A 21,911-nucleotide genomic window follows, 5' to 3' on the forward strand; every position below is an offset into this window, starting at 1 on the left:
GGCCCGCCCGGGATCGTCCCGGGCGGGCCCTCCTCGTCGCGTGGGCCCTACTGGGCGGGCGCGCCCAGCTGGAGGCCCAGGGCCGCGCTGTACTGGGCGACGGCCAGCTTGCCGAGCGCCGGGTAGGCCCCGAGCACCTCGGCGGTGGCGCAGTCGGCCTCCTTGCAGGCGGTGTCCAGCAGCCCCTCGGCCGCCTCCGGGCCGATCAGGTAGGGCGCCAGCGCCAGCTGGACCGCACCCGCACCGCGCAGCTCGGCGGCGACCGCGGCCACCGAGCCCTCCTGGTCCAGGGCGGCGGCCATCACCGGCACGGCGAGCCGGGCGGCCAGCAGCATGCCCGTGATCCCCGCGGCCTGGACGGCCTCCTCGCCACCGGTGGTGGCCAGGATGATGCCGTCGGCGGCGGTGGCCACGGTGAACAGCCGGGCCCGGTCGGCGCGGGCCAGACCGGCCTCCGAGAGGCGCACGTGCAGGCCCTCGGCCAGCAGCGGGTGCGGACCGAGGACGTCGGCCAGCTCGGCGGCGGCCGAGGAGTCCATCAGCGCCTGGCGCACCCGGCGCAGCAGGTCGGCGTCCGGACCGGCCAGCAGGGGCACGACCACGGCGTCCGGCCCGGTCGGGGCGGGCACCTCGTGGCCGGCGGCGCGGGCGAACTCCGCGCGCACGGTCCGCTCCTCGGCGACGGCGCTCAGCACACCGGACAGCGAGGGGAACTCCCCGCCTTCGGTGTCCTCGCCCTCCAGGTAGCCGATCCGGGCCTCCAGGCCCGGCAGCTCGGAACGGCCGATGCTGATGATCTCCTCGGCGAGCCCCCGGGAGGCGGCCGAAGGGGCACCGGGCACGGCGAGCACCAGCGCGGGCGCGCCCTCGGGCGCCACCGCGGGCTCGGGCCGGCGGTGCCGTCCGGTCTGGCGGGGTCGCGGCATTCGTACGGGCAGGCCGTTTGCGGGCCCAGTGGGGGAGCTCATGGCGCCGCATGCTACTGGCTTATCGGAACCCGGTGTTCGGGCAGGGCCCGTGCAGGTGGCATCTGTCCCCATTTATCCGTTGAATGTCATACACCCTTCAACCGGATCAACTGACGGACGGCGAGCACCAGTCGACGGAACGTGCTGGTAACGCCCTGTCAGTGTGACCCAGTAGAGTGACGCAGCGTGGCACCACGACCCTTGAACGAAATTGTCGAAGCGGGCTGGGCTGAGGCTCTGGAACCCGCCGCGGACCGCATCGCCGCCATGGGGGACTTCCTCCGCGGCGAGATAGCGGCCGGCCGGACCTACCTCCCGTCCGGCGCCAACGTCCTGCGCGCGTTCCAGCAGCCCTTCGACGACGTCCGCGTGCTGATCGTCGGGCAGGACCCCTACCCGACGCCCGGCCACGCCATCGGGCTGAGCTTCGCGGTCGCCCCCGAGGTGCACCCGGTGCCGGGCAGCCTGGAGAACATCTTCCGCGAGATGCACACCGACCTGGGACTGCCCAGGCCCTCCAACGGGGACCTCACCCCCTGGACGAGGCAGGGCGTGCTGCTGCTCAACAGGGCGCTGACCACCGCGCCGCGCAAGACGGGCGGCCACCGGGGCAAGGGCTGGGAAGCGGTCACCGAGCAGGCGATCCGGGCCCTCGCCGCCCGCGGCAAGCCCCTGGTGTCGATCCTGTGGGGCCGTGACGCCCGCAACCTGCGGCCGCTGCTCGGCAGCCTCCCGGCCATCGAGTCGGCGCACCCCTCACCCATGTCGGCGGACCGCGGCTTCTTCGGCTCCCGGCCCTTCAGCCGGGCCAACGACCTGCTCGTCCGCGGCGGCGCGGAGCCCGTCGACTGGCGCCTTCCGTAGGAGCGGTCAGGAGCCGGCGGACGGCGGCCGGGGGAAGACGGTCAGCGGACGGCGGCCAGGACGTGGCTCGGGCCGACCTGCCAGACGACCCCCACGTCCGCGAACCCCGCGTCGCGCAGCAGCGCGACATGGCCGGACACGGTGAGGTCGTTGCCCTCGCAGGGAGCCCGCCCGCCCTCGCCGTCGCGCGAGAGCAACGGGGCCAGTTCCGGGTCGCCGGCCGCGCCCGACCACCAGGACTCCCAGTCCTCCTCGTGGCCGCACACCGCGTGGCGTTCGGCGTGCCGGCGCCCCACGTCCCGCGCGAGCTCGGACATCGCGGCCGAGTCCGGGCTGATGTGGTCCCCGTTGACCAGGATCCCGCCGGGCCGCAGTACCCCGGCGAGCTCCCCGTAGACCTGCCGCAGGGTCCCCTCTCCGAGGTAGTGCAGGGCGGTCGCCGAGACCACCGCGTCCACCGGGCGGTCCAGCCCCAGCCGGCCGAGCCAGCCGGGCTCCCCGATCAGCGCGTTGACGTAGCGCAGGGCCCGCCCGTAGTGGGCGCTGCCCAGCTCCAGCAGCAGCGGGTCCGCGTCCACCGCCAGCACCTCCGCGCCCGGCAGCCGGGCGGCGAGCCGGGCGGCCAGGCACCCGGGACCGCTGCCCAGGTCGAGCACCAGCGGCGCCGGCCGGCCGCCCGCCACGTACTCGACGAGGTCGGCGATGACCGCGAACCTCTCCTCCCGGTCCACCGCGTACAGCCGCTGCTGGCGCTCCCAGCGCTCCACCCAGCGCGCCGCCGTCCCCGTACTCACGCCGCCCGTGCCCGTACCCATGCCGCTCGCACTGCCTCCGCCGCCGAAGCCACATCCCGCTCATGGAAATCATTGCAGACTGGCGAGGACGGCGACGAGCCCTTCCACCTCCTCGGGGGTGTTGTGCACGTGCAGGCTGACGCGCACGGAGCCCTCCTGCGCCGCCCGTCCGGCCTGGCAGTGGCCGTCCGTCCGCACCATGAACCCATGGCTGAAAAGGATGAACCCGAGGTCCCGGGAGTCGACGCCCCGGTGGCGGAAGGTGACCAGGCTGCGGCGCCGCTGGACCCGCGACCCCGCCGCCAGGCTCGTCCGGCAGCCCAGCACCTCGTAGGCGTCCATCCGGTCCAGCCCGTCGGTCAGCAGCGCGGTCAGCGCCACCGTCCAGCGTTCGATCCGGCCGGGACCGGCGGCGTCAAGCCAGTCCAGGGCCGCCGTCAGGCTCGCGATCCCGGCCGTGTTCGGGGTCCCGCTCCAGCCGCCCGGCCGCAGCCGCGGGCCGCGCAGCCCACGGGCCCACACCGCGCCCGTCCCGGGCAGGGCCAGAACCTTGTGCCCGGAGAACACCACGAAGTCGACGTCGAGGCCCGCCACCGACACCGGCAGGTGGCCGATGCTCTGCGCCGCGTCCAGACAGATCGGCACCTGCGGCCCCACCACCTGCCGGATCCGGTGCACGTTCATGTCCACGCCGTAGACGTGGTGGACGTGGGTGGCGGCCACGAAACGGGTCCGCGGTCCGGTGACCGCCGCGAGGGCCCGCGGATCGTAGTCCCCGGAGCTCTCCTGGTACGGCAGCTCCCGGACGCGTATGCGCACCCCGCGGCGGGCCAGCAGGTCCCGGGCCTCCAGCCAGGGCGACAGGTTCGCCTGGTGGTCGGCGAACGGGACGACGATCTCGTCGCCGTCGACGAGCAGGGACGGCAGCCAGTCCCGCGCGACGGTCCGCAGCCCCTCCGTCGTCCCGCTGGTGAAGTGGACCGAGGAGCGCTCCGGATCCGGATCGCCCAGGAACCGCTTGATCCGCTCCCGGGCGCCCTCCACCAGCGCCGTCGTGGTGTTGGCCCAGGGGTAGGAACCGCGGGCCGCGTTGGCGTTGGAGGTGGTCAGGTACGTCTGCACCGCGTCCAGGACCGGCTGCGGCTTCTGGGAGGTCGCGGCGCTGTCCAGGTAGACCAGGCCCGGGTGGCCCTCGATGATGGGGAACTGGGCGCGCAGCGGCCGCTGCCAGTCGGCGAGGGCCGCCAGCTCGGTGGCGGGGGCGGCCATGTCAGTCACGCACCAGGGGAGCGCCGGCGTCGCGCCAGGCGATGACCCCGCCGGCCAGGCTCCGTACGTCGGGGTGGCCCATGCGGGTCAGCAGGGCCGCGTACCGGGCCGACTTCTCGCCCACCGGGCAGGCCAGCAGCACCGGCCGGCTCCGGCCGAACGGCAGCCCGCCGCGGACCAGTTCGTCGAAGAGCTCGTCCACGATGTTCACCGACCCCTCGATGTGCAGCGCCGCGTACGCGAAGGGGCCGCGCAGGTCCACCACCAGCGGGTGTCGCTCGGCGATCCACTTGCGGGCCTCGTCGACCCCGATGACGGCGGCCGCGGCCACCTCGGCCTCCGTCAGCGTGGCCACCGAGTTCCGCACCGGCGGCAGGCCCAGGAGGTCCGGGCGGCGCCGCCGGATGTATCCGACGTAGCTCTCCACCCGGTCGCAGACGATGAACACCGCCGTCCTGCGCTCCGTCAGCCCCTCGTCGAGCTCCCGCAGGTGGCGGACCGCGCCGAAGTACGCGGCCCCGCCGGTGGGCCCGGCGAGCAGGCCGCAGCGGCGCAGCAGCGTCAGCATCCCCTCGATGGCCTGGTCGGAGGTCACCGGCTCCAGGGTGTCGTACGTCGCCGGGTCGAAGATGCCGACCTCCTGCACCTCGTCGATGGTGCGGATGCCCGGGATGAAGTCCGACTTCTCGCCGACCAGGCCGACGACGCGCACCGCCGGGTCGTGCGCGCGCAGCGCCCGCGCCACCCCGGTGGACGATCCGGCCGTGCCCACGCAGGCCACGAACCAGTCGGGCGCCCGGCCGTCCAGGTCGGCGATGATCTCCGGACCGGTCCCGGTGGCGTGCGCCTCGGTGTTGCGGGCGTTGAAGTACTGGTCGGTGTGGAGGTGGGCGCCGCCGGGCAGGTTCAGCTGCCGGTGGAAGAGGGTCAGCGGATCGTCCTCGTCGGTGGGGTCGAGGCATTCGCTGCGTCCGGGCAGCTCCTCGATCTGGGCGCCGAGCAGCAGGAGCAGGTCCTTGACCTCCGGGATCCGCATCCGGTTGGTGACGCTCTTGAAGGGCAGCCCGTGCAGCCCGGCGATCAGGGCCAGGGCCTTGGCGGTGTTCCCGCTGGACAGTTCCACGACCGTCTCGCCGCGCTCGGCGGCGCCGGCCAGTTCGTCGCGGGTCATGTTCCAGGCGGCCCGGTCCTTGAGCGAGCCGAAGGGGTTGAGCATCTCCAGCTTGGCGTAGAGGTCGATGTGGCGCAGGCCGTGCACGGCCGGGTCGATGCGGACCAGCGGTGTCCCGCCGATGGCTTCGGTGATGCTGTCGTACCTCATCCCTGCGCTTCCCCCGTAGGTGTGAGCGGCCAGTACTGCTCGTCCAGGCACCACTGCCAGTCGCCGTCCTCTCCCTCCCGGTGGACGGCGACCTTGCGCGCGAGGGCCTGCCCCTGGGCGCGGGTCGCGCCGAAGTCCATGCAGTACCCGGCGGTGTTGGCGAAGGCGAGGAGGTCCCCGGGGCGCGGCAGCCGGGGCAGGAACACGGTCCGGCGGGTGATCAGGTCGGCTTCCAGGCAGAGGTTGCCCATGAGGTGCACCGCCACCGGACCGCCCCCGCCGGGCGGGTCCGCGGCGCGCGGCAGCACCACCGGGTCCACGAGCACGCCGTGGTCCTCCAGGCTGACGTCGCCGGCGTTCAACGCGAGGCGTACGAGCGGCTCCCCGGTGTCGGAGGGCCGTACCTCCAGGACCCTGCCGAGGGTCAGCCCGCACTGGTCGGCGAGGGCGCGGCCGGGCTCCGCGTACAGGTCGTGGAGGCCCTCCAGGAGGAGGGTGCCGAGGGGGCGGCCCAGCCGGGGTGCCGGATGCGAGAGGAGCTCGTCGAGGTACCCGGGGCCCGCGGTGGCCCGGTGGGCCGGGTAGACGCCGAGCGCGCCGCGCAGGGTGCCGTTCTCGGCGCGCAGCCCGTAGCCGTGGCCGCGCCAGGTCAGCGGCGGGCGGGCGCCCATGACGGCGCGGGTGAGCTCGGTGGTGTAGCGCTCCCACTGGGCGGCGTGGGCCAGGTAGCCGACGCCGAAGCCGCCGCCGACGTCGACCGCGCGCGGCCGGTGGCCGTGGACCTGTAACTCCTCCATGGCGTGCAGGCAGCCCTCCAGTGCCGTCGCCTTCTCCTCCACGCTGGTGGTGTCGAGGTGGTAGCCCACGCCGACGGGCTCCAGCCGGGCGCGGTGGCGGTCGAGGACGCCGAGCAGCTCGTGCAGGGACTTCACGGGGGTGCCGAAGCGGCTGCGGCGCGAGAGCCGCCGGGCCCCGGGCGCCTCGAACCCGGACAGCCGCAGCAGCACGCGCAGGCGCGGCAGCCCGTGCGCCCGTACGAGGGCCGCCGCCCGCTCCAGCTCGTCCGGGCCGTCGGCGTTGACCAGGGCCCCGCTGCGCGCGGCGAGCCAGAGGAACTCCGGGTCCTTGGGGCCGGTCGCCATGACCTCGGCTCCGGTGAACCCCGATCCCAGGGCGTGCCGCAACTCCCCGAGGGAGGCGGCGTCGAGGGAGGCGCCGGTGGTGGTGAGCCGGCGGACGAGGGCGCTGGAGCGGTTCGCCTTGTGCGCGAAGAAGACCCGTCCGGCGAGCCGGTGGCGGGCGAACACCGCGCGGAAGCCGCGGACGTTGTCGGCGATCTGGTCGGGCAGGATCACGTTGAGGGGGGATCCGAGGGCGTCGACGAGGGTGTGCAGGAACGCCGGCGCGTCCAGCAGGGCCGCCGCGCGCGGTGCGAGCCTCGGTTCCAGGTACAGGGGAGGGGACGGAGTGCCGCTGTGCGAAAGGTCGCCGTGCAAGGGGTCGTTGCTCATCCCAGCTGTTCCTCTCCGCCGAGGAATGCGTACCGGTGTCGGCAAACGGTCATAAGACCGTAACCCCCGCGGGGCATTTTTGTCAGAGGACGAGGGTCATCAGGATCTCGTCCCGGTCGTCGCCGGGCGCGACCCGCAGCGCGCCCGGCCACCGGCCGACTTCCGTCCAGCCGAGCCCGCCGTAGAACTCCTCCAGCCCGAGGCCGCCGCGGACGGCGATCTCCAGCCGCTCCAGGCCCATGCCGTCACGGGCGACCTCCGTGACCCGCCGCATCAGGGCCGTGGCGATCCCGCGGCCGCGCAGCGCGGGCAGGGTCTGGACGTGGTTGACCACGCCCCGGTGCGCGACGAGCGGGTGGCGCTCGCGGCGCACGACCAGCCAGCCGGCGAGCGCGCCGCCGGCGGTGGCGACGAGCATCCGGGCGAGGTCGGGGTCGAGGGCGCGGACCAGCCCGTCGAGCACGGGGGCGACGTCGGTCCGGCCGACGGGGGGCAGCGGGAACCCGGCGGCCACGACCGCGCCGCCGGAGTTGACCACCGCCTCCCAGCAGTCGATCAGCTCCTCCCGGAGCCGGGGGCCGACGTCCTGGGCCCGGGTCAACTGCCGCAGCTCCGGGGGCTCGTGCGCGCTCATGCCCTCAGCCTCCCAGACGGGCGGGCTCCCCGGCGGGAGGTCAGCGCAGGACGGCGGCCCGTACGCAGAGCACGTCGGGGAGGTGGTCGGCCAGCAGCCGCCAGCTGTCGCCGTCGTCGTCACTGGCGTACAGCTCGCCGTTGCGGTTGCCGAAGTAGACGCCCGCCGGGTCGGCGTCGTCCGTGCACAGGGCGTCCCGCAGCACCGTGCCGTAGTGGTCCCCGTCCGGCAGTCCCTTCGTCAGCGGCTCCCAGGTGGCTCCGGCGTCGCGGGTGCGGAAGACGCGGCAGCGGCGTCCGGCCGGGACCCGGTCGGAGTCGGCGTTGAGCGGGAAGACGTACGCGGTGCCCGGGCGGTGCGGGTGGGCGGCGACGGCGAAGCCGAAGTCCGAGGGCAGGCCGGAGCCGATGTCGGTCCACTCGGCGCCCGCGTCGTCGCTGCGGTAGACCCCCCAGTGGTTCTGGAGGTAGAGCCGGTCCGGGTCCCCGGCGTCCTGGGCGATCTTGTGGACGCACTGCCCGAACTCGGGGTGCGGATCGGGCAGGAACACCGCCGAGACCCCGTGGTTGGACGGGGCCCAGCTCGCGCCGCCGTCCCGGGTGCGGAACACCCCGGCGGTGGAGACCGCGACCGTCACCGCGGCCGGGTCCGCCGGGTCGGTGATCACCGTGTGCAGGCCCTCCCCGCCGCCGCCGGGCACCCAGGCGGAGCGGGTCGGGTGCTCCCACAGCGGCCGGACCAGCTCGAAGGAGCCGCCCCGGTCGGTGGAGCGGAACAGGGCGGCCGGCTCCGTCCCCGCGTAGACCACGCCGGGGGCCTCCGGGCCGGCCGGGTGCAGCTGCCAGACCCGTTCCAGCGAGGCGCCGGTGTCCTTCGGGAACCTCACCGCGGGCGCGGCGGGCTCCTGCCAGCTCGCCCCCAGGTCGTCGGAGGTGAAGACGGACGGCCCCCAGTGCGCGCTGTCCCCGCCGACCAGCAGCCGGGGGACCGGGCCCCGCGCGTCGACGGCGACCGCGGAGACGGCCTGGGCGTTGAAATGCGGGCCGTCGAGCTCCCACGGGCCGGCGCCCCGGCGCCGGCCGATGAACAGCCCCTTGCGGGTCCCCACGAGCAGCAGCACGTCGGTCATGGCCGACACCTCCGGACGTCGTTGTCCTGATACGGCAGGTTTCCCGCCAGTCTGCACCCGGCCACTGACAACGCCCGCCGAGGCGGGGCCGGGAGGCGTCGCCCGGCTCGCCCGGAGCGGTTGTACGGGATCTCTCGTACTACGAGAAATTTCGTAGTACGGTAATTCTCGTACTTAGCGCGCACCGATCCCCGGTGCGCGTCCGGTGACATCTGGAGAGCCCCATGAGTGCCGCACCCGCTGCCTTCGCCGCCCTTTTCCAGCCCTACACCCTCCGCTCGGTGACCATCCCGAACCGGATCTGGATGGCGCCGATGTGCCAGTACAGCGCCGAGGCCTTCGGCCCGAACGCCGGCGTGGCGCACGAGTGGCACTTCGCCCACTACGCGGCCCGCGCCACCGGCGGCGCCGGCCTGGTCATCCAGGAGGCCACCGCCGTCTCCCCGGAGGGCCGGATCAGCCCCTACGACCTCGGCATCTGGAACGACACCCAGGTCGAGGCCCTCCGCCGGATCACCGCCTTCGTCAAGTCCCAGGGCGCCGTCCCGGGCATCCAGATCGGCCACGCCGGCCGGAAGGCCTCGACCGACCAGCCCTGGAAGGGCGGCGCGCCGGTCGGCCCGGAGGCGCACGGCTGGCGGCCCAGCGCCCCCAGCTCCGTGGCGTTCGACGAGGGCCACCCGGTCCCGCACGCGCTCACCACCGACGAGATCCGCGAGATCACGGACCAGTTCGCGGCCGCCGCCGGCCGCGCCCTCGCCGCGGGCTACGAGGTCATCGAGATCCACGGCGCCCACGGCTACCTCATCGGGGAGTTCCTCTCCCCGCACAGCAACCGGCGCACCGACTCCTACGGCGGCTCCTTCGAGAACCGCACCCGCTTCGCCCTGGAAGTCGTGGACGCCGTGCGGGCGGTGTGGCCCGAGGAGCTCCCGCTGTTCTTCCGGATCTCCGCCACCGACTGGCTGGAGGAGGACGGCTGGACCGCCGACGAGACGGTCCGCCTGGCCGCCCTGCTGAAGGAGCACGGCGTGGACCTCCTCGACGTCTCCACCGGCGGGCTCGCCCCGGGCGTGCGGATCCCGACGGGCCCCGGCTACCAGGTGCCCTTCGCCGCCCGCGTCAAGGCCGAGACTTCCCTCCCGGTCGCCGCGGTCGGTCTGATCACCGAGCCGGGGCAGGCCGAGAAGATCCTGGCCAACGGCGAGGCCGACGCGGTCCTGCTCGGCCGGGAACTGCTGCGCGACCCGTACTGGGCCCGCCGCGCGGCCGCCGAACTGGGCGCCCGGATCCCGGTGCCCGGCCAGTACCAGCGCTCCTGGTGACCGCCGTGCGGCGCGGGCGACACCGGCTCCCGCGCCGCACCCCGCCCGGTCGTACGAAGGTTCTCGTACCATGGGAACCACCGGCCGACCCCCCCCGGCCGGAACCCGAAGGAGCGGAGCAGGACATGACGGAACGTGACGCGCCCCGTGTCCTCGCCCACCCGGACCCGGACGGGATCCGCCTGGAGGGCGTCCTGCACGCCCTCTCCGACCCGCTGCGGCTCTCCATCGTCCGCGAGCTGGCCGAGCGGGAGGTCGAGCTGGCCTGTTCGGACTTCGTCCTGCCGGTCACCAAGTCCACGACCACCCACCACTTCCGCGTCCTGCGCGAGAGCGGTGTCGTCCGCCAGACCTACCGCGGCACGGCCAAGATGAACGGCCTCCGCCGCGAGGACCTCCAGTCCCTCTTCCCCGGCCTCCTCGACACCCTCCTGACGGCCGCGGCCGCCCAGGAAGCGCGGCTGGGGGAGCCGCGGGCGCGGGCCGTCGAAGCGGCTCCCGCACGGGTCGAAGGCCGCGCGTGACCCCGTACTCCCTGGCGTTCCACGTGGACGCCGTCACCACCGGCACCGTGCTCGGCCTGGGCCCCGCCGACTCCCCCGAGCGCGTCGCCGAGGTGTTCGGAGCGGACTGCGCGGAGAACGGCGGCCGCGGCGTCCTGTGGCGCGACTACGGGCTCGTGGAGTTCCACTGGCAGCGCTCCCGCGGCGGCGACCCGTGGCAGGGCCACCACATCAGCGTCCAGGTGCACCGGCTCGCCCAGCGGAACCGCGCCGTCGTGGACGGTGTCCTGCGCACCCGCTACGGCCGGTTCGCGCCCCGGCTCCGGTTCGACAAGCTGCGGCGCCTGCTGGAACGGCGGGGGGTCCCCCTGGTGGAGATCCCGGAGTACGCGGCGAACGGGCCGTACTTCCGCACGTACTGGCAGCCCGCGTCCCGGGCGGCCGTTTCGGTCGTCGGCACCTACGGCGAGTACAGCACCCCGGACAAGCTGCGGGTCGGCGACGTGTACGGCATCCAAGTCCCCGTGACGGCGCAGGAGGTGGCCGCGCGCCGGGCGCGCGCCGCCCTGACGGCCTAAGCGAGGCCGGCCGCCGCGTGGAGGCCCGGCCAGTCGGGGATCTTCACCGAGCGGCGGCCCAGGGAGCGGCCCAGTTCCGCCTCGGCCGCCTCGATCGACAGCCACCCCGCCCACTCCACCGGGCGCAGGCCCGCCGCCCGGAGGGCGTCCAGGGGGTCGCCCGGCAGGTCCCGGCGGGCCAGGGCGGCCGCGTCCTGGAGGAGGGAGGAGACCGTCTCCTTGGCGCAGGGGCGGTTGGTGCCGATCACCCCGGTCGGACCGCGCTTGATCCAGCCCGCCACGTACTCGCCCACCGAGGCCCGCCCCGCGCGGACCACCCGGCCCGCCGCGTGCGGCACGGTGCCCGTCGCCGGGTCGAAGGGCAGCCCGGGCAGGGGCACGCCCAGGTAGCCCACCGAGCGCAGCACCAGTTCGGCCTCCAGGTCCTCGTACGCGCCCGTCCCGGTCACCCCGCCCCGGCCGTCCGGCGCGGTCCGCTCGAAGCGCATCCCGCGGACCCGGCCGTCGGGGCCGCCCAGCACCTCCACCGGGCGCAGGTAGAAGCGCAGGGAGACCTCCCGGCCGCCGTCCGCGCCCGGCTCCGGGGTCTCGGCCCAGCCGCGCAGCACCTCCAGGTTGCGCCGGGCCACCGCGGCCAGGGCCTCCGCGGCGGCCGGGTCGGCGTACGCCGGGTCGAGGGCCAGCTCGGCCGGGTCCGCGCGGGTGGCCACCCCCGGCAGGGTGCCCAGCTCGCGGAGCTCCTTGGTGGTGAACTTGGCCTGCGAGGGGCCGCGCCGGGCCACCATCGCCACCCTCCGCAGTCCGCTGCGCGCCAGCGCCCCCAGCGCCGGCTGCGGCATGTCGGTGGGCTCCAGCTCCGGGACGCCCCGGGCCAGGATCCGGGTCACGTCCACCGCCACGTTGCCCGCCCCGACGACCACCGCGGAGCGGACCCCGCCCAGGTCAAAGGAGCCCGCGTCGGGGTGCCCGCTGTACCAGGACACGAAGGCCGTCGCGGAGTGCACCCCGGCCAGCTCCTCGCCGGGGATCCCCAGCGGCCGGTCCCGCGCGGCGCCCACGCAGTAGACCACCGCGTGGTACAGCTCCAGCATCCGGGCGGTGGTCAGCGGCGCGTCGCCGACCTCCACGTTGCCGAGGAAGCGGATCCGCTCGTCCTCCAGCACCGAACGCAGGTTTCCGGTCAGCGACTTGATCTTCTCGTGGTCGGGGGCCACCCCGTACCGGACGAGGCCGTACGGGGCCGGCAGCCGGTCCAGCACGTCGACCCGTACGCCCGGGACCTCACGTTGCCCGACCAGTGTCTGAGCGGCGTAGACCCCACTGGGGCCCGAGCCGACGACGGCGACACGAAGCACGGCGGAACTCCCTCCCGCGGATGCTCCCCAGCATGCCACCGGCCCCCGGACCCGTCAGCCCATGGCGCGCATCCGGTGGATCTCGGCGCTCTGGACGGCCACGACCTCGTTCGCCATCTCCTCGACGGCGCCGTTGTTGCCCTGGGCCAGCGCCTCGCCCGCCATCGTCAGCGCCCCCTCGTGGTGGGCGGTCATCAGGGCGAGGAAGAGCCGGTCGAAGTCCGGGCCGCGGGCGTCCGTCAGCTCCCGCAGCTGCTGTTCGGTGGCCATGCCGGGCATCGCGGCGTGGTCGTGCCCGCCGGCCCCGCCGGCCGACGGGGCCGGGTAGCGGGCCTGCCACTTCTCCATGGCCCCGATCTCGGGCCCCTGCGCGGCCGCGATCCGCTCGGCGAGCCGTCTGACCCCGTCCGCCGAGGCCCGGTCGGGGGCCAGGGCGGTCATGGTCAGGGCCTGGCGGTGGTGTTCGATCATGCGCCGTACGTAGGCCCGGTCGGCGGCGTTCGGACTGTCGTCGGGCCGCTGCCGGGCGGCCTGCCCGGGGGAGAGGGTGCGGGACTGCTCGCCCGGCCTGCCCGGGGCGACCACCACCGGCGAGCCGTCCGCGGCCGCCCGCGGGCCGTCGTCACCGCTCGTGCAGCCGGCGAGGGAGAGGAGGAGTGAGGCGGCCGCGGCCGCCCCCAGGAATCGGCCGAGTAATGCGTTTGCCATGTCCATGGAAAGGAAGATACTGCCGGGGTCCAGGTTCCGCTTCCCCACCCGGGAACGGAGCGCAGGGCCCCCACGGGAGGCACAGTGACCTTGCTGCACACCGTCCGAGTGCGCCACCGGAGTCTGGGGGCGGCCCTGGCGGCCGCCGGACTCCTCACTACGCTCCTCGCCGCCGCCGGACCGGCGGCCGCCAGCCCCGACCCCGGCGACGCGTCCCCGGGCGCCGGCTCCCGGCGGAGCGCGGACCTCGCGCCGGGCCGCGAACTCGCCCCCGGGGAGATCCCCGGCCAGGACGAGGTGGTGCACAGCGCCAACGTCAAACCCCTGGCCAACATCCCCGACGCCGGCCTCAAGGGCATCAACTCCGACCTGGCGTTCCAGGGCGACTACGCCTACGCCGGGAACTACGACGGCTTCACGATCTACGACATCGCCGATCCCCAGAGCCCGAAGATCGTCACGCAGGTGCTCTGCCCCGGCGGCCAGAACGACGTCTCCGTCTCCGGCGACCTGCTCTTCCTCTCCACCGACTCCTCCCGCAACGACGACTCCTGCAACAGCGTCTCGCAGCCCGCCACGGAGAAGTCCTCCTGGGAGGGCATCAAGATCTTCGACATCAAGGACAAGAAGAACCCCAAGTACATCAAGTCCGTCGAGACGGCCTGCGGATCCCACACCCACACCCTGGTGCCGGGCGGCCGCGACATCTACCTCTACGTCTCCTCGTACTCGCCCAGCGAGGCCTTCCCCGACTGCCAGCCCCCGCACGACGGCATCTCCGTGGTCAAGGTCCCGAAGAAGGACCCGACCAAGGCGGCCGTCGTCGGCTTCCCGGTGCTCTTCCCGGATGGGGGCAACCCCGGCGCGCCCACCAACCCCGGGGTCTCCAAGACCACCGGCTGCCACGACATCACCGTCCTGCCGTCCGAGGACCTGGCCGCCGGCGCCTGCATGGGCGACGGCATCCTCTTCGACATCAGCGAGCCCGAGCACCCGCGGGTCATCGACCGGGTCCAGGACAACGTGAACTTCGCGTTCTGGCACTCGGCCACCTTCAACGAGCGCGCGGACAAGGTGGTGTTCACCGACGAGCTGGGCGGCGGCGGGGCCGCCACCTGCAACGAGGCCACCGGACCCAACCGGGGCGCCGACGGCATCTACGACATCACCGGCAGCGGCGACCAGCGCAAACTGGTCTTCCGGGGCTACTTCAAGATCCCGCGCCACCAGGCCGACACCGAGAACTGCGTGGCCCACAACGGCTCGCTGGTCCCGGTCGGCAACGGCCGCGACATCATGGTCCAGGCCTGGTACCAGGGCGGGGTCTCGGTCTGGGACTTCACCGACTCCGCGCGGCCCAAGGAGATCGGCTACTTCGAGCGCGGCCCGCTGACCACCGACCGGCTGGGCCTGGGCGGCTCCTGGTCGGCGTACTACTACAACGGTCACATCTACTCGAACGACATCGTCAAGGGCCTCGACGTGCTCCGGCTCGACGACCGGCGCACCGACAGCGCCAAGCGGGTCCGGATGGACCGGCTCAACGTCCAGAGCCAGCCCGAGTACCACTGACCCCGACCGGGGCCTCAGGGGGGAAACGTTCCGCCGGGCGGTCCGCCGTCCGGCGGGAACCCCCGCTCCCACTCCAGCCCGTACCGCTGGAACAGCTCGGCCCGCAGCCGGGACGCCGGCATCGGCGCCCCCGGCAGCAGGACCGCGACCACCGCCCCCATCAGCAGCGCGCGCAGCATCGGGTAGTCGGTGTCCACGTCCGCCGAGCCGTACCGGACGACGGTGTCCCGGAGCAGGTGCGCCAGCCGCTGCTGCTCCGGACACCGGATGAACCCCTCCGCCTGGAGGATCCCGGCCATGTGCGTGCGCATCAGCCGGGGCTGGTCGCGGGCCAGCCCCAGGATCGCGTCGACCGCGCGGGCCAGCCGCTCCCGGCCGTCGTCCGTACGGGGTTCGCGCTCCAGGGCCTCCTCGAGGGTCAGGTGCATCAGCCGGTGCACCGCCGACTGGAGCAGCTGCCGCTTGCCGGGGAAGTAGTACGACACAAGGCCGCGGGCCGCCCCGGCCCGGTCCGCGATGTCGCCGAGCTTGGTCGCCTCGTAGCCCCGCTCGGCAACCAGTTCGACGGTGGCCTGCAGCAGCCGCTCCCGGGAACGTCTGCGCAATTCTTCATTGACCGATGCGCTGCGCGGGGACATGCTTACTCCTGCGTTGACTGGCTTCGAGCCAATATACTCAGCGCGAAGCCGTCGGCCCGAGGCGACGCGGGGGATCGCCTCGGGCAGGCGCGTCCGGGAGGCCGGATCAGGCCAGCGCGCTGAGCCCCGGTACGAAAGCCACCACCAGCGGGACCGCCGGCAGCAGGGTGGCCAGCGCCGTCAACCGCAGCCTGCGCCCCGCCGACAGCCGGGGCGTGGCCGACAGCAGACGCCGTACGCGCTCCGGCACGTGCGCCTGCGCGGAGGCCGGACCGAAGACCCCGCGGTCCTCGTTCAGCCCGACCAGAGCGAGGGCGACCGTCAGCCGCCCGTAGCGGCGGGAGGCCACGTCGTCGGCGGCCAGCTCCACCAGCCGGTCCATCTCCGCTTCGAACGCCGCGAACACCGGTACCTGGGGGAAGGCCCGCGCCAGCGCCCGCGAGCAGTGCAGCAGCCAGTCGTGCCGGGCCGCCACGTGCCCCTGCTCGTGCGCCAGCACCGCGTCCAGCTGGCTTCCCTTGAGCCGGCCCAGCGCAGCCGTCGTCACCACCAGCCGCGGCGCCGGCCCCGGCTGCCACCAGGCCTCCGGGCGCGGCCCCTCCAGCACCACCAGCCGCGCCGCCGCCGGGTCCTCGCCGGGCAGCAGCGGGGCGCGCAGCCGCAGTTCGGCCCCCCGGACGCGCCGCCCGGCCCGCGCCCGCAGCACCTCCCGCGTCAGCATCGCCCCGGTCCACAGCCCCCCGCAGGCCAGCGCGAGCGCCGTGCCGGCCGCCCACGGGCCGCCCTCGGGGCCCAGCCCGTACGCGTCCACCACCCCGTGCGGGGCCACGGCGAACAGCCGCCCGCGCACCGCCTGCCAGGCGGCGGCCGCGCTCAGCAGCATCGACAGCGCCAGGCACAGCAGGGTCGCCCCCACCACGCACTGCCACACCCACAGGGCGACCACGGGTTCCCGTTCGGGCCAATGGGCGCGGGCCAGCAGCCGGGGCGCGAGGAACGCGGTCAGTGCGCCGAGCAGCAGAAGGGCGGCGGGGACCATCATGTCCGCCAGCCTATGAGCGCCGGACTACCTACGGGTAGGGCCGGGGGCATTGGTGACGCAGGACACGTTCCCGTGCGCGCGGGGCCCCCGCCACCGCCCTCCCGCGGCCCGTCACATGCTCAGCAGCATCGCCAACATCCCCGTCCCCATGGCCAGTCGGCAGGCCCGCGTGAGCTCCCCGGCCCCTCCGGCACCAGCCCCTTCCGCGCCGGCGCCGCCCCCGCCCGCCGGGACGGACGCCGCTCCGCCGGCCGTCACCAGCCGGGCCCCGCCGAGGAGCACGTACCCGGCGTAGTAGAGGAGCAGCGCCCCGGTCACCGCCGGCGGCCCCGCCCGGCCGTGTCCGTGCCCGGCGGCCGCCGACAGCGCCATGTACGCCATCGCCAGCGTGCCCACCAGGTGGTGCGCGTGGTGCATCCCGCCGCGCAGCAGCCACAGCGCGTGCACCGAGGCCCCGCAGCAGACGGCGAGCAGGACCTGCGGCCCCCACGGTCCGGTCCCCGAGGGCACGGCCATCGCCGCCATCCCGAAGCCCATCACCGCCTCGCCGGCGGCCATGCCGCGCGTCCCGCCGTCCGCTCTGCGCGCCCGCAGCAGGCAGTACGCGCCGCTGACGGCGCAGACCAGGACCAGCAGCCAGGCGGAGGCGGCGGAGGCGGAGAGGGGCGTCGCGGATCCGTGCACGGCGGAACCTCCCGGTTCGTCGGCGTCACGGGAAGGGATGCCCTGCTCACACCCCCTTCACGCGGCTCCGGGTTAGGCTCTCTGCGAGTCCTGCGGTATGTCATATGCCGTTGATCTGCCGCCGCACCGAACGGAGCGCCCGATGTCCACCGCCCAGCCCGCCGCCCTGAGCTTCCGCAGCGCCGTGGAGGAGGACGTGCCGGCCCTGGTGGCCCTCGTCGAGTCCGCCTACCGCGGCGACGCCAGCCGGGCCGGCTGGACCACGGAGGCCGACTTCCTGGACGGCCGGCGCACCGACGCGGACGGGGTCGGCGCGATCGTCGCGGATCCGGACAGCACGCTGCTCGTCGTCGAGCGCGGCGGCGAGCTGGTCGCCTGCTGCCAGCTCGAACACCGCGGGGACCACGCCTACTTCGGCATGTTCGCCGTCCGGCCGGGCCTCCAGGGCGCCGGCCTCGGCAAGGAGGTCATGGCCGAGGCCGAGCGCCGCGTCCGCGCGGACTGGAAGGTCACGGAGATGCGGATGACGGTGGTGAACGTACGGGAGGAGCTCATCGCCTACTACGAGCGCCGCGGCTACCGGCGCACCGGCGAACTGAGCCCCTTCCCCTACGGTGACGAGCGCTTCGGCATCCCGCTCCGCGACGACCTGGCCTTCGAGCTGCTGGTCAAGGCGCTCTGACCGCCCGCGCGGAGGCCGTCGCGGCGCGCCGGGAGGCGCTCAGGCCGTGAACCGGCCGGTGCTGCGGACCTCCGGGAAGTCGGTGGCCGCGCCGTCCAGTTGGAGGGCGCGGGCCAGCCGCAGCCGGTCCAGGTTGTTGACGGTCCAGCCCGTCACCCGCAGTCCGGCCGCGTGGGCCGCCTCCACCGCCTCCAGGCTGAGCCGGCGGACGTCGACCGCGACGGTGGCGGCCCCCGCGGCCCGGGCGAGCGCCACCAGTTCCCCGGGCTCCGCCCCGGGCCGCTCCACGCGCAGCGCCGTCCGGACGCCCGGGACCCGCCGGGCGACCCCGGCCAGCAGCTGCGGGTCCCCCGAGGCCACTTCCACCCGGGCCGTCAGGTCCTCGCGCACGAGCAGCTCCGCGAGGGCCCCGGCGGCGGCCGGATCCTGGACCGACACCTGGAGCGGGACCCGGACGGCGTCCAGGACCTCCTCCAGGAGCGGCACCCGTTCACCCTGGCCGGCGTCCAGTTCGCGCAGCTCGGCGAGGGTCAGGTCGGCGACGGAGCCCGCGCCGTCCGTGGTGCGGTCCACCTCGGCGTCGTGCAGGACGACGAGGACGCCGTCCTTGCTGAGGCGTACGTCCAGCGCGATGACGTCCATCCCGCAGCGTTCCGCCCGGATGAACGACCGAAGGGTGTTCTCCGGTTCCACACCCATGACCCCGCGGTGACCGATGGTGAGGAAAGTCAAGGTTCTCTCGCTTCCGTCGACGGCGGCTCCCGGCGCGGTCGCGGTGTCCCGACCGGCCGCGCCCGGTGAGGACGCATGCTAGTGCGGACCGCGCGCGTTGGGACCGGGCGTGCAGGGGGCTTGCGGAAGCCTTCCGCCCGCTTCCCGCCCGGGCCGTGGGCCCCGCGGCGGGCCCGGGCCGCCCCGCCGCGTCACCCGGGGGTGGGCGCGTCCCCGCCGGCTTGACGGCCCGCCTTCGCGGAGTGGTCCTCCGCCCGCCGCCCCGCTTCCGCGACGTCCGCCAGCAGGGCTTCGCCGAGCTCCAGTTCGGCCAGGTGCTGGCGTTCGCTCCAGCGCAGCGCGAGGGCGGGGAAGGCCCACTCCGGCACGTCCGAGGCGTGCGCCATGGCCTCGCGTACGGCGGCCAGTTCGCCCCGGGTGCGCTCCAGGTGGTCCGCCACCATCGCGCGCAGCCGCTCCGGTTCGGACAGGTGCCCGAGCCAGATGCGCAGCAGCAGCCCGTGCTTGAGCACCGGCGGCCCCGCCTCCGCGGTGTCCGCCGCCCAGCCCGTGAGGGCGGCGCGGCCCGCCTCCGTGATGGCGTAGCGGCGCTTGGCGCGGAGCTCCTCCGGGCCCGAGCGCGCGGAGGAGGCGTACCCGAGTTCCTCCAGTCGCCGCAGTTCCGCGTAGATCTGGCTGATGGCGGGCGACCAGTAGAAGAAGCGGAGGGAGGAGTCCGCCCACTTCTTCAGTTCGTACCCGGTGCGCTCGCCGGGGAACGACAGCAGGCCGAGGACGGCCCACGCGGTCGGCGGAAGCTCTTGCTTCTTTGCGATATGACTACTAGTCATATTTCGAATCGAAGCATGACCGGGCACGGAACGCATCTCTGGAGGCATCGTGAAATTCTCCGTGATCTTCGAGGCTCAGCTGGCCGACCCCACCGTGGAGCGGGAGCACCAGGTCATCCGCGACTGCGTCGAGCAGGCGGTGTTCGCCGAACGCATGGGATTCGACCGGATCTGGGCCGTCGAGCACCACTCGCTGAAGTGGTTCGCCCACATGAGCGCGCCGGAGATCTTCCTGAGCTGGATCGCGGCCAGGACGGACACGATACGCATCGGGCACGGCGTCGTGTGCATGCCCTTCGGCTTCAACCACCCGGTGCGGGTGGCCGAACGCGCCGCGATGCTCGACCTGCTCTCCGGCGGGCGCCTGGACCTGGGCGCCGGACGCGGCGGAACGCTCCAGGAGACCTCCCTGTGCGGGGTCGACCGCGACCGGACCGAGGCCGAGGTGGAGGAGGGGCTGCGGATCATCGGCCGGGCCTGGCGGGAGGAGGAGCTGGAGTACCACGGCGAACTGATCGACATCGACCCCCACCCGATCCTGCCCCGCCCCGCCCAGACCCCGCACCCGCCGCTGTTCCTCGCGTGCAGCCGGGCCGAGACCCTGGTGAAGGCCGCCGAGCTTGGCATCGGGGCCCTGGTCATGGGTTTCGCCGGCCCGGAGTCCATCGCGGGGATGCGGGCCGTCTACGACGCGGCGCGCGCGGAGCGCGACGGCAGCCGGTTCGTCTCCACGGTGGTCAACGACCACTTCTCCGTGCTCTGCCCGACCATCGTGCTCGACGACCCCGAGGAGGCCCGCCGGATCGGCATCCGGGGGCAGCGGTTCTTCGCCCAGTCCATCGGGCACTGGTACGGCGGGGCGGGGGTGCCGGACGAGGCGGTGGTGGCGGGCGCCGACGAGGCGGCGGAGCTGCGCCGTGCCGCCGAGCAGGTGGTGGCCCGGCTGCACGAGCAGGACATCCCCGTCCGGCCGACCTCGACGGCCACCTTCGACGCCGACCACGCCTACGGCGGCGCGGACGAGGCCATCGCCTACGTGGAGCGGCTGCGGGAGGCCGGCGCGGACGAGGTGATGTGCCTGGTGCAGATGGGCACCGTCCCGCAGGAGGCCTGCATGGAGACCCTGCGCCAGTGGGGTGAGAAGGTCATCCCGCATTTCCGGGGAAGGGTGAACGCCGGCTCCGGCGACTAGGCCGAACGCCCGCCGGTTACTAGGCGGAGTGGTGGATTCCACCGTGAGTAACGGGAAGACTTCCGGTGGAGTGGGGGGTATTACAGAAAAATTTCCCGAGTTTCCTCTTGAGCGGGAGAGCCTCGCATGCATACGCTGTCTTAACGCGAGGTTCTCCTGTGGAGGAAGTGACATGACGGAAACTCTTGTGCCGGGCATCGGCGGGGCCGTGATAACCGCCGGGGCGCGGGTGGTCGACCACCCGGCGTGGCCCGGGCTCAAGGCCGCCGTGGAGGAGATCCGCCCCTGGCAGGCCAAGGACGGTTCGATCGACTTCGAGGCCGAGGGCGCCCCCGCCCCCGTCGAGGTCGAGGCCGTGGTCGAGCGTGTCATCGCGGGGGTCGAGGCCCTCTCCCCGCTGCTGCCGCACGCCGCCGCCTACCACCAGGCGCTCGTCGCCGACCTGCGCAAGTGGGTCGCGCAGGACTTCGGGGTGCCGGACTTCCTCGACTCCCTGCTGGCCTTCCACCCCGCCGCGCAGCGCGAGGACGGCCTCCAGCACCTCGTCGTCTTCCCGATGTACACCCAGAACGGCAACCTCGACCGCAACTTCGAGGCCGTCGTCCTGCGGATGGTGTGGCCCGAGTGGCTCGCCGAGCTGGAGCGCACCCGGTACGACAACCCGCTCTTCCTCGGCATCACCTTCGAGGACTTCACCCCGGGCTACGACACCAACTCCGCCGTGCTCTTCCCGGAGACCATCGCCGTCCGCGAGGCCCCCGAGCGCTTCACCTGGGGCGGCATCTTCTGCGACCGCGAGGCCGCCCGCTACCGCAAGGTCACCGAGGCCGCCGTCGACATCCTGGGCATCGAGCTGCCCGAGGACATCGCCCGCATGGTCGAGGACCAGGAGCGCTGCGAGAAGGCCTTCGTCCTGTGGGACATGGTGCACGACCGCACCCACAGCCACGGCGACCTGCCGTTCGACCCCTTCATGATCAAGCAGCGCCAGCCGTTCTGGATGTACGGCCTGGAGGAGCTGCGCTGCGACCTCACCGCCTTCAAGGAGGCCGTGAAGCTGGAGTCCGAGGGCAACGAGCACGGCCGTGACGTGCAGTACGCCGTCCTCTTCGACCGGATGTTCCGCTTCCCGGTCTCCGGCGACCGCACCCGCAACTACGACGGGCTCGGCGGCCAGCTGCTCTTCGCCTACCTCCACAAGCACGACGTCGTGCGCTGGACGGACAACAAGCTGAAGATCGACTGGATGCGCGCCCCGCAGGTCACCAACCAGCTGTGCGCCGAGATCGAGGACCTGTACCGCGCGGGCATCGACCGCCCGAAGCTGGTCCACTGGTTCAAGGCCTACGAGCTGGTCTCCACCTACCTCGCCCCGCACCCGGGTTCGAAGTGGGCCAAGGGCCCCGACGCCCTCGACCTGACGCAGCCTCCGCGCAAGCTCGTCGACGACGTGCTTCCGGACGAGTTTCCGCTCAGCATGTTCTACGAGGCCCTCGCCAAGAAGCTCAAGGGCGTGATCGCCTCGACCAAGGGCATCACGCCCCAGAACGCCGACGACGCCTCGCGGGTCGCCGCGTGAG

General features: G+C 73.9%; 22 protein-coding genes. 8 read left to right on the plus strand and 14 right to left on the minus strand.

From position 1 onward, the window contains the following. Positions 1–47: 47 nt before the first annotated feature. On the minus strand, positions 48–968 hold the full coding sequence (locus ACZ5NJ_RS09585; protein ID WP_468764146.1) for a sirohydrochlorin chelatase: 921 nt from the start codon (positions 966–968) through the stop codon (positions 48–50). Positions 969–1,154: 186 nt separating this feature from the next. Here ACZ5NJ_RS09585 and ACZ5NJ_RS09590 point away from each other — a divergent pair, with 186 nt between their 5' ends. Next, the gene (locus ACZ5NJ_RS09590; protein ID WP_468764147.1) at positions 1,155–1,832 is read left to right on the plus strand and encodes a uracil-DNA glycosylase; all 678 of its coding nucleotides are present in this window, start codon (positions 1,155–1,157) and stop codon (positions 1,830–1,832) included. 41 nt (positions 1,833–1,873) lie between these two features. On the opposite strand, the gene ACZ5NJ_RS09595 is transcribed toward ACZ5NJ_RS09590, so the two are convergent. The 6 genes from ACZ5NJ_RS09595 to ACZ5NJ_RS09620 form a co-directional block, all read right to left on the minus strand. Further along, positions 1,874–2,647 carry a class I SAM-dependent methyltransferase gene (locus ACZ5NJ_RS09595; RefSeq protein WP_468764148.1) on the minus strand — a complete coding sequence of 258 codons (774 nt, stop codon included), beginning with the start codon at positions 2,645–2,647 and terminating at the stop codon, positions 1,874–1,876. 48 nt (positions 2,648–2,695) lie between these two features. Further along, positions 2,696–3,895 (minus strand): aminotransferase class V-fold PLP-dependent enzyme, encoded by a 1,200-nt coding sequence (locus ACZ5NJ_RS09600; RefSeq protein ID WP_468764316.1) that lies wholly within the window; start codon positions 3,893–3,895, stop codon positions 2,696–2,698. Between the two features lies 1 nt (position 3,896). Then, positions 3,897–5,216, minus strand: a complete 1,320-nt coding sequence (locus ACZ5NJ_RS09605; protein ID WP_468764149.1) for a pyridoxal-phosphate dependent enzyme — start codon at positions 5,214–5,216, stop codon at positions 3,897–3,899. Continuing rightward, positions 5,213–6,727, minus strand: coding sequence for a type III PLP-dependent enzyme domain-containing protein (locus ACZ5NJ_RS09610; protein WP_468764150.1), 1,515 nt, complete (start codon positions 6,725–6,727; stop codon positions 5,213–5,215). Before ACZ5NJ_RS09610 ends, ACZ5NJ_RS09605 begins: the two co-directional genes overlap by 4 nt. A gap of 82 nt (positions 6,728–6,809) precedes the next feature. Next, positions 6,810–7,361 carry a GNAT family N-acetyltransferase gene (locus tag ACZ5NJ_RS09615; protein ID WP_468764151.1) on the minus strand — a complete coding sequence of 184 codons (552 nt, stop codon included), beginning with the start codon at positions 7,359–7,361 and terminating at the stop codon, positions 6,810–6,812. A gap of 40 nt (positions 7,362–7,401) precedes the next feature. Further along, positions 7,402–8,490, minus strand: coding sequence for a WD40/YVTN/BNR-like repeat-containing protein (locus ACZ5NJ_RS09620; protein WP_468764152.1), 1,089 nt, complete (start codon positions 8,488–8,490; stop codon positions 7,402–7,404). 224 nt (positions 8,491–8,714) lie between these two features. On the opposite strand from ACZ5NJ_RS09620, the gene ACZ5NJ_RS09625 reads away from it, so the two are divergent. The 3 genes from ACZ5NJ_RS09625 to ACZ5NJ_RS09635 all read left to right on the plus strand — a co-directional run bounded on the left by ACZ5NJ_RS09625 (position 8,715) and on the right by ACZ5NJ_RS09635 (position 10,896). Beyond that, positions 8,715–9,815: an NADH:flavin oxidoreductase/NADH oxidase gene (locus ACZ5NJ_RS09625; RefSeq protein ID WP_468764153.1), complete on the plus strand. Its 1,101-nt coding sequence runs from the start codon at positions 8,715–8,717 to the stop codon at positions 9,813–9,815. A gap of 125 nt (positions 9,816–9,940) precedes the next feature. Continuing rightward, positions 9,941–10,339 (plus strand): ArsR/SmtB family transcription factor, encoded by a 399-nt coding sequence (locus tag ACZ5NJ_RS09630; RefSeq protein ID WP_468764154.1) that lies wholly within the window; start codon positions 9,941–9,943, stop codon positions 10,337–10,339. Continuing rightward, positions 10,336–10,896 carry a hypothetical protein gene (locus ACZ5NJ_RS09635; protein ID WP_468764155.1) on the plus strand — a complete coding sequence of 187 codons (561 nt, stop codon included), beginning with the start codon at positions 10,336–10,338 and terminating at the stop codon, positions 10,894–10,896. The genes ACZ5NJ_RS09630 and ACZ5NJ_RS09635 overlap by 4 nt, the downstream gene beginning before the upstream one ends. Here ACZ5NJ_RS09635 and ACZ5NJ_RS09640 read toward each other — a convergent pair. Continuing rightward, positions 10,893–12,251 (minus strand): FAD-dependent oxidoreductase, encoded by a 1,359-nt coding sequence (locus ACZ5NJ_RS09640; RefSeq protein ID WP_468764156.1) that lies wholly within the window; start codon positions 12,249–12,251, stop codon positions 10,893–10,895. The two genes, ACZ5NJ_RS09635 and ACZ5NJ_RS09640, sit on opposite strands and share 4 nt — an antisense overlap. Before the next feature lie 54 nt (positions 12,252–12,305). After that, positions 12,306–12,965: a DUF305 domain-containing protein gene (locus tag ACZ5NJ_RS09645; protein WP_468764157.1), complete on the minus strand. Its 660-nt coding sequence runs from the start codon at positions 12,963–12,965 to the stop codon at positions 12,306–12,308. 78 nt (positions 12,966–13,043) lie between these two features. Between ACZ5NJ_RS09645 and ACZ5NJ_RS09650 the strand changes: the two genes are divergently transcribed. Next, complete coding sequence (locus tag ACZ5NJ_RS09650) at positions 13,044–14,531, plus strand: LVIVD repeat-containing protein (RefSeq protein WP_468764158.1); 1,488 nt, start codon at positions 13,044–13,046, stop codon at positions 14,529–14,531. A gap of 14 nt (positions 14,532–14,545) precedes the next feature. On the opposite strand, the gene ACZ5NJ_RS09655 is transcribed toward ACZ5NJ_RS09650, so the two are convergent. The 3 genes from ACZ5NJ_RS09655 to ACZ5NJ_RS09665 form a co-directional block, all read right to left on the minus strand. Beyond that, on the minus strand, positions 14,546–15,169 hold the full coding sequence (locus tag ACZ5NJ_RS09655; RefSeq protein WP_468764159.1) for a TetR/AcrR family transcriptional regulator: 624 nt from the start codon (positions 15,167–15,169) through the stop codon (positions 14,546–14,548). Between the two features lie 106 nt (positions 15,170–15,275). Further along, on the minus strand, positions 15,276–16,211 hold the full coding sequence (locus tag ACZ5NJ_RS09660; protein ID WP_468764160.1) for a M56 family metallopeptidase: 936 nt from the start codon (positions 16,209–16,211) through the stop codon (positions 15,276–15,278). 111 nt (positions 16,212–16,322) lie between these two features. Continuing rightward, on the minus strand, positions 16,323–16,895 hold the full coding sequence (locus ACZ5NJ_RS09665) for a DUF5134 domain-containing protein (RefSeq protein ID WP_468764161.1): 573 nt from the start codon (positions 16,893–16,895) through the stop codon (positions 16,323–16,325). 142 nt (positions 16,896–17,037) lie between these two features. Here ACZ5NJ_RS09665 and ACZ5NJ_RS09670 point away from each other — a divergent pair, with 142 nt between their 5' ends. Next, positions 17,038–17,577, plus strand: coding sequence for a GNAT family N-acetyltransferase (locus tag ACZ5NJ_RS09670; protein WP_468764162.1), 540 nt, complete (start codon positions 17,038–17,040; stop codon positions 17,575–17,577). Between the two features lie 39 nt (positions 17,578–17,616). On the opposite strand, the gene ACZ5NJ_RS09675 is transcribed toward ACZ5NJ_RS09670, so the two are convergent. Continuing rightward, the gene (locus tag ACZ5NJ_RS09675; RefSeq protein WP_468764163.1) at positions 17,617–18,309 is read right to left on the minus strand and encodes a glycerophosphodiester phosphodiesterase; all 693 of its coding nucleotides are present in this window, start codon (positions 18,307–18,309) and stop codon (positions 17,617–17,619) included. 191 nt (positions 18,310–18,500) lie between these two features. Next, on the minus strand, positions 18,501–19,139 hold the full coding sequence (locus ACZ5NJ_RS09680; protein ID WP_468764164.1) for a PadR family transcriptional regulator: 639 nt from the start codon (positions 19,137–19,139) through the stop codon (positions 18,501–18,503). A gap of 49 nt (positions 19,140–19,188) precedes the next feature. Here ACZ5NJ_RS09680 and ACZ5NJ_RS09685 point away from each other — a divergent pair, with 49 nt between their 5' ends. Both ACZ5NJ_RS09685 and ACZ5NJ_RS09690 read left to right on the plus strand, forming a co-directional pair. Beyond that, on the plus strand, positions 19,189–20,331 hold the full coding sequence (locus ACZ5NJ_RS09685) for an LLM class flavin-dependent oxidoreductase (RefSeq protein ID WP_468764165.1): 1,143 nt from the start codon (positions 19,189–19,191) through the stop codon (positions 20,329–20,331). 172 nt (positions 20,332–20,503) lie between these two features. Further along, positions 20,504–21,910 carry a DUF6421 family protein gene (locus ACZ5NJ_RS09690; RefSeq protein ID WP_468764166.1) on the plus strand — a complete coding sequence of 469 codons (1,407 nt, stop codon included), beginning with the start codon at positions 20,504–20,506 and terminating at the stop codon, positions 21,908–21,910. Position 21,911 lies beyond the last annotated feature (1 nt).

This window comes from Streptomyces sp. NPDC032091, assembly GCF_055580265.1.

Bases quoted from the DNA above. Each gene is read 5' to 3' on its own strand.
- ACZ5NJ_RS09585 (WP_468764146.1), bottom strand. From the start codon at position 968: ATGAGCTCCCCCACTGGGCCCGCAAACGGCCTGCCCGTACGAATGCCG.
- ACZ5NJ_RS09595 (WP_468764148.1), bottom strand. From the start codon at position 2,647: ATGGGTACGGGCACGGGCGGCGTGAGTACGGGGACGGCGGCGCGCTGG.
- ACZ5NJ_RS09600 (WP_468764316.1), bottom strand. From the start codon at position 3,895: ATGGCCGCCCCCGCCACCGAGCTGGCGGCCCTCGCCGACTGGCAGCGG.
- ACZ5NJ_RS09605 (WP_468764149.1), bottom strand. From the start codon at position 5,216: ATGAGGTACGACAGCATCACCGAAGCCATCGGCGGGACACCGCTGGTC.
- ACZ5NJ_RS09610 (WP_468764150.1), bottom strand. From the start codon at position 6,727: ATGAGCAACGACCCCTTGCACGGCGACCTTTCGCACAGCGGCACTCCG.
- ACZ5NJ_RS09615 (WP_468764151.1), bottom strand. From the start codon at position 7,361: ATGAGCGCGCACGAGCCCCCGGAGCTGCGGCAGTTGACCCGGGCCCAG.
- ACZ5NJ_RS09620 (WP_468764152.1), bottom strand. From the start codon at position 8,490: ATGACCGACGTGCTGCTGCTCGTGGGGACCCGCAAGGGGCTGTTCATC.
- ACZ5NJ_RS09625 (WP_468764153.1), top strand. From the start codon at position 8,715: ATGAGTGCCGCACCCGCTGCCTTCGCCGCCCTTTTCCAGCCCTACACC.
- ACZ5NJ_RS09630 (WP_468764154.1), top strand. From the start codon at position 9,941: ATGACGGAACGTGACGCGCCCCGTGTCCTCGCCCACCCGGACCCGGAC.
- ACZ5NJ_RS09645 (WP_468764157.1), bottom strand. From the start codon at position 12,965: ATGGACATGGCAAACGCATTACTCGGCCGATTCCTGGGGGCGGCCGCG.
- ACZ5NJ_RS09655 (WP_468764159.1), bottom strand. From the start codon at position 15,169: ATGTCCCCGCGCAGCGCATCGGTCAATGAAGAATTGCGCAGACGTTCC.
- ACZ5NJ_RS09660 (WP_468764160.1), bottom strand. From the start codon at position 16,211: ATGATGGTCCCCGCCGCCCTTCTGCTGCTCGGCGCACTGACCGCGTTC.
- ACZ5NJ_RS09670 (WP_468764162.1), top strand. From the start codon at position 17,038: ATGTCCACCGCCCAGCCCGCCGCCCTGAGCTTCCGCAGCGCCGTGGAG.
- ACZ5NJ_RS09680 (WP_468764164.1), bottom strand. From the start codon at position 19,139: ATGACTAGTAGTCATATCGCAAAGAAGCAAGAGCTTCCGCCGACCGCG.
- ACZ5NJ_RS09690 (WP_468764166.1), top strand. From the start codon at position 20,504: ATGACGGAAACTCTTGTGCCGGGCATCGGCGGGGCCGTGATAACCGCC.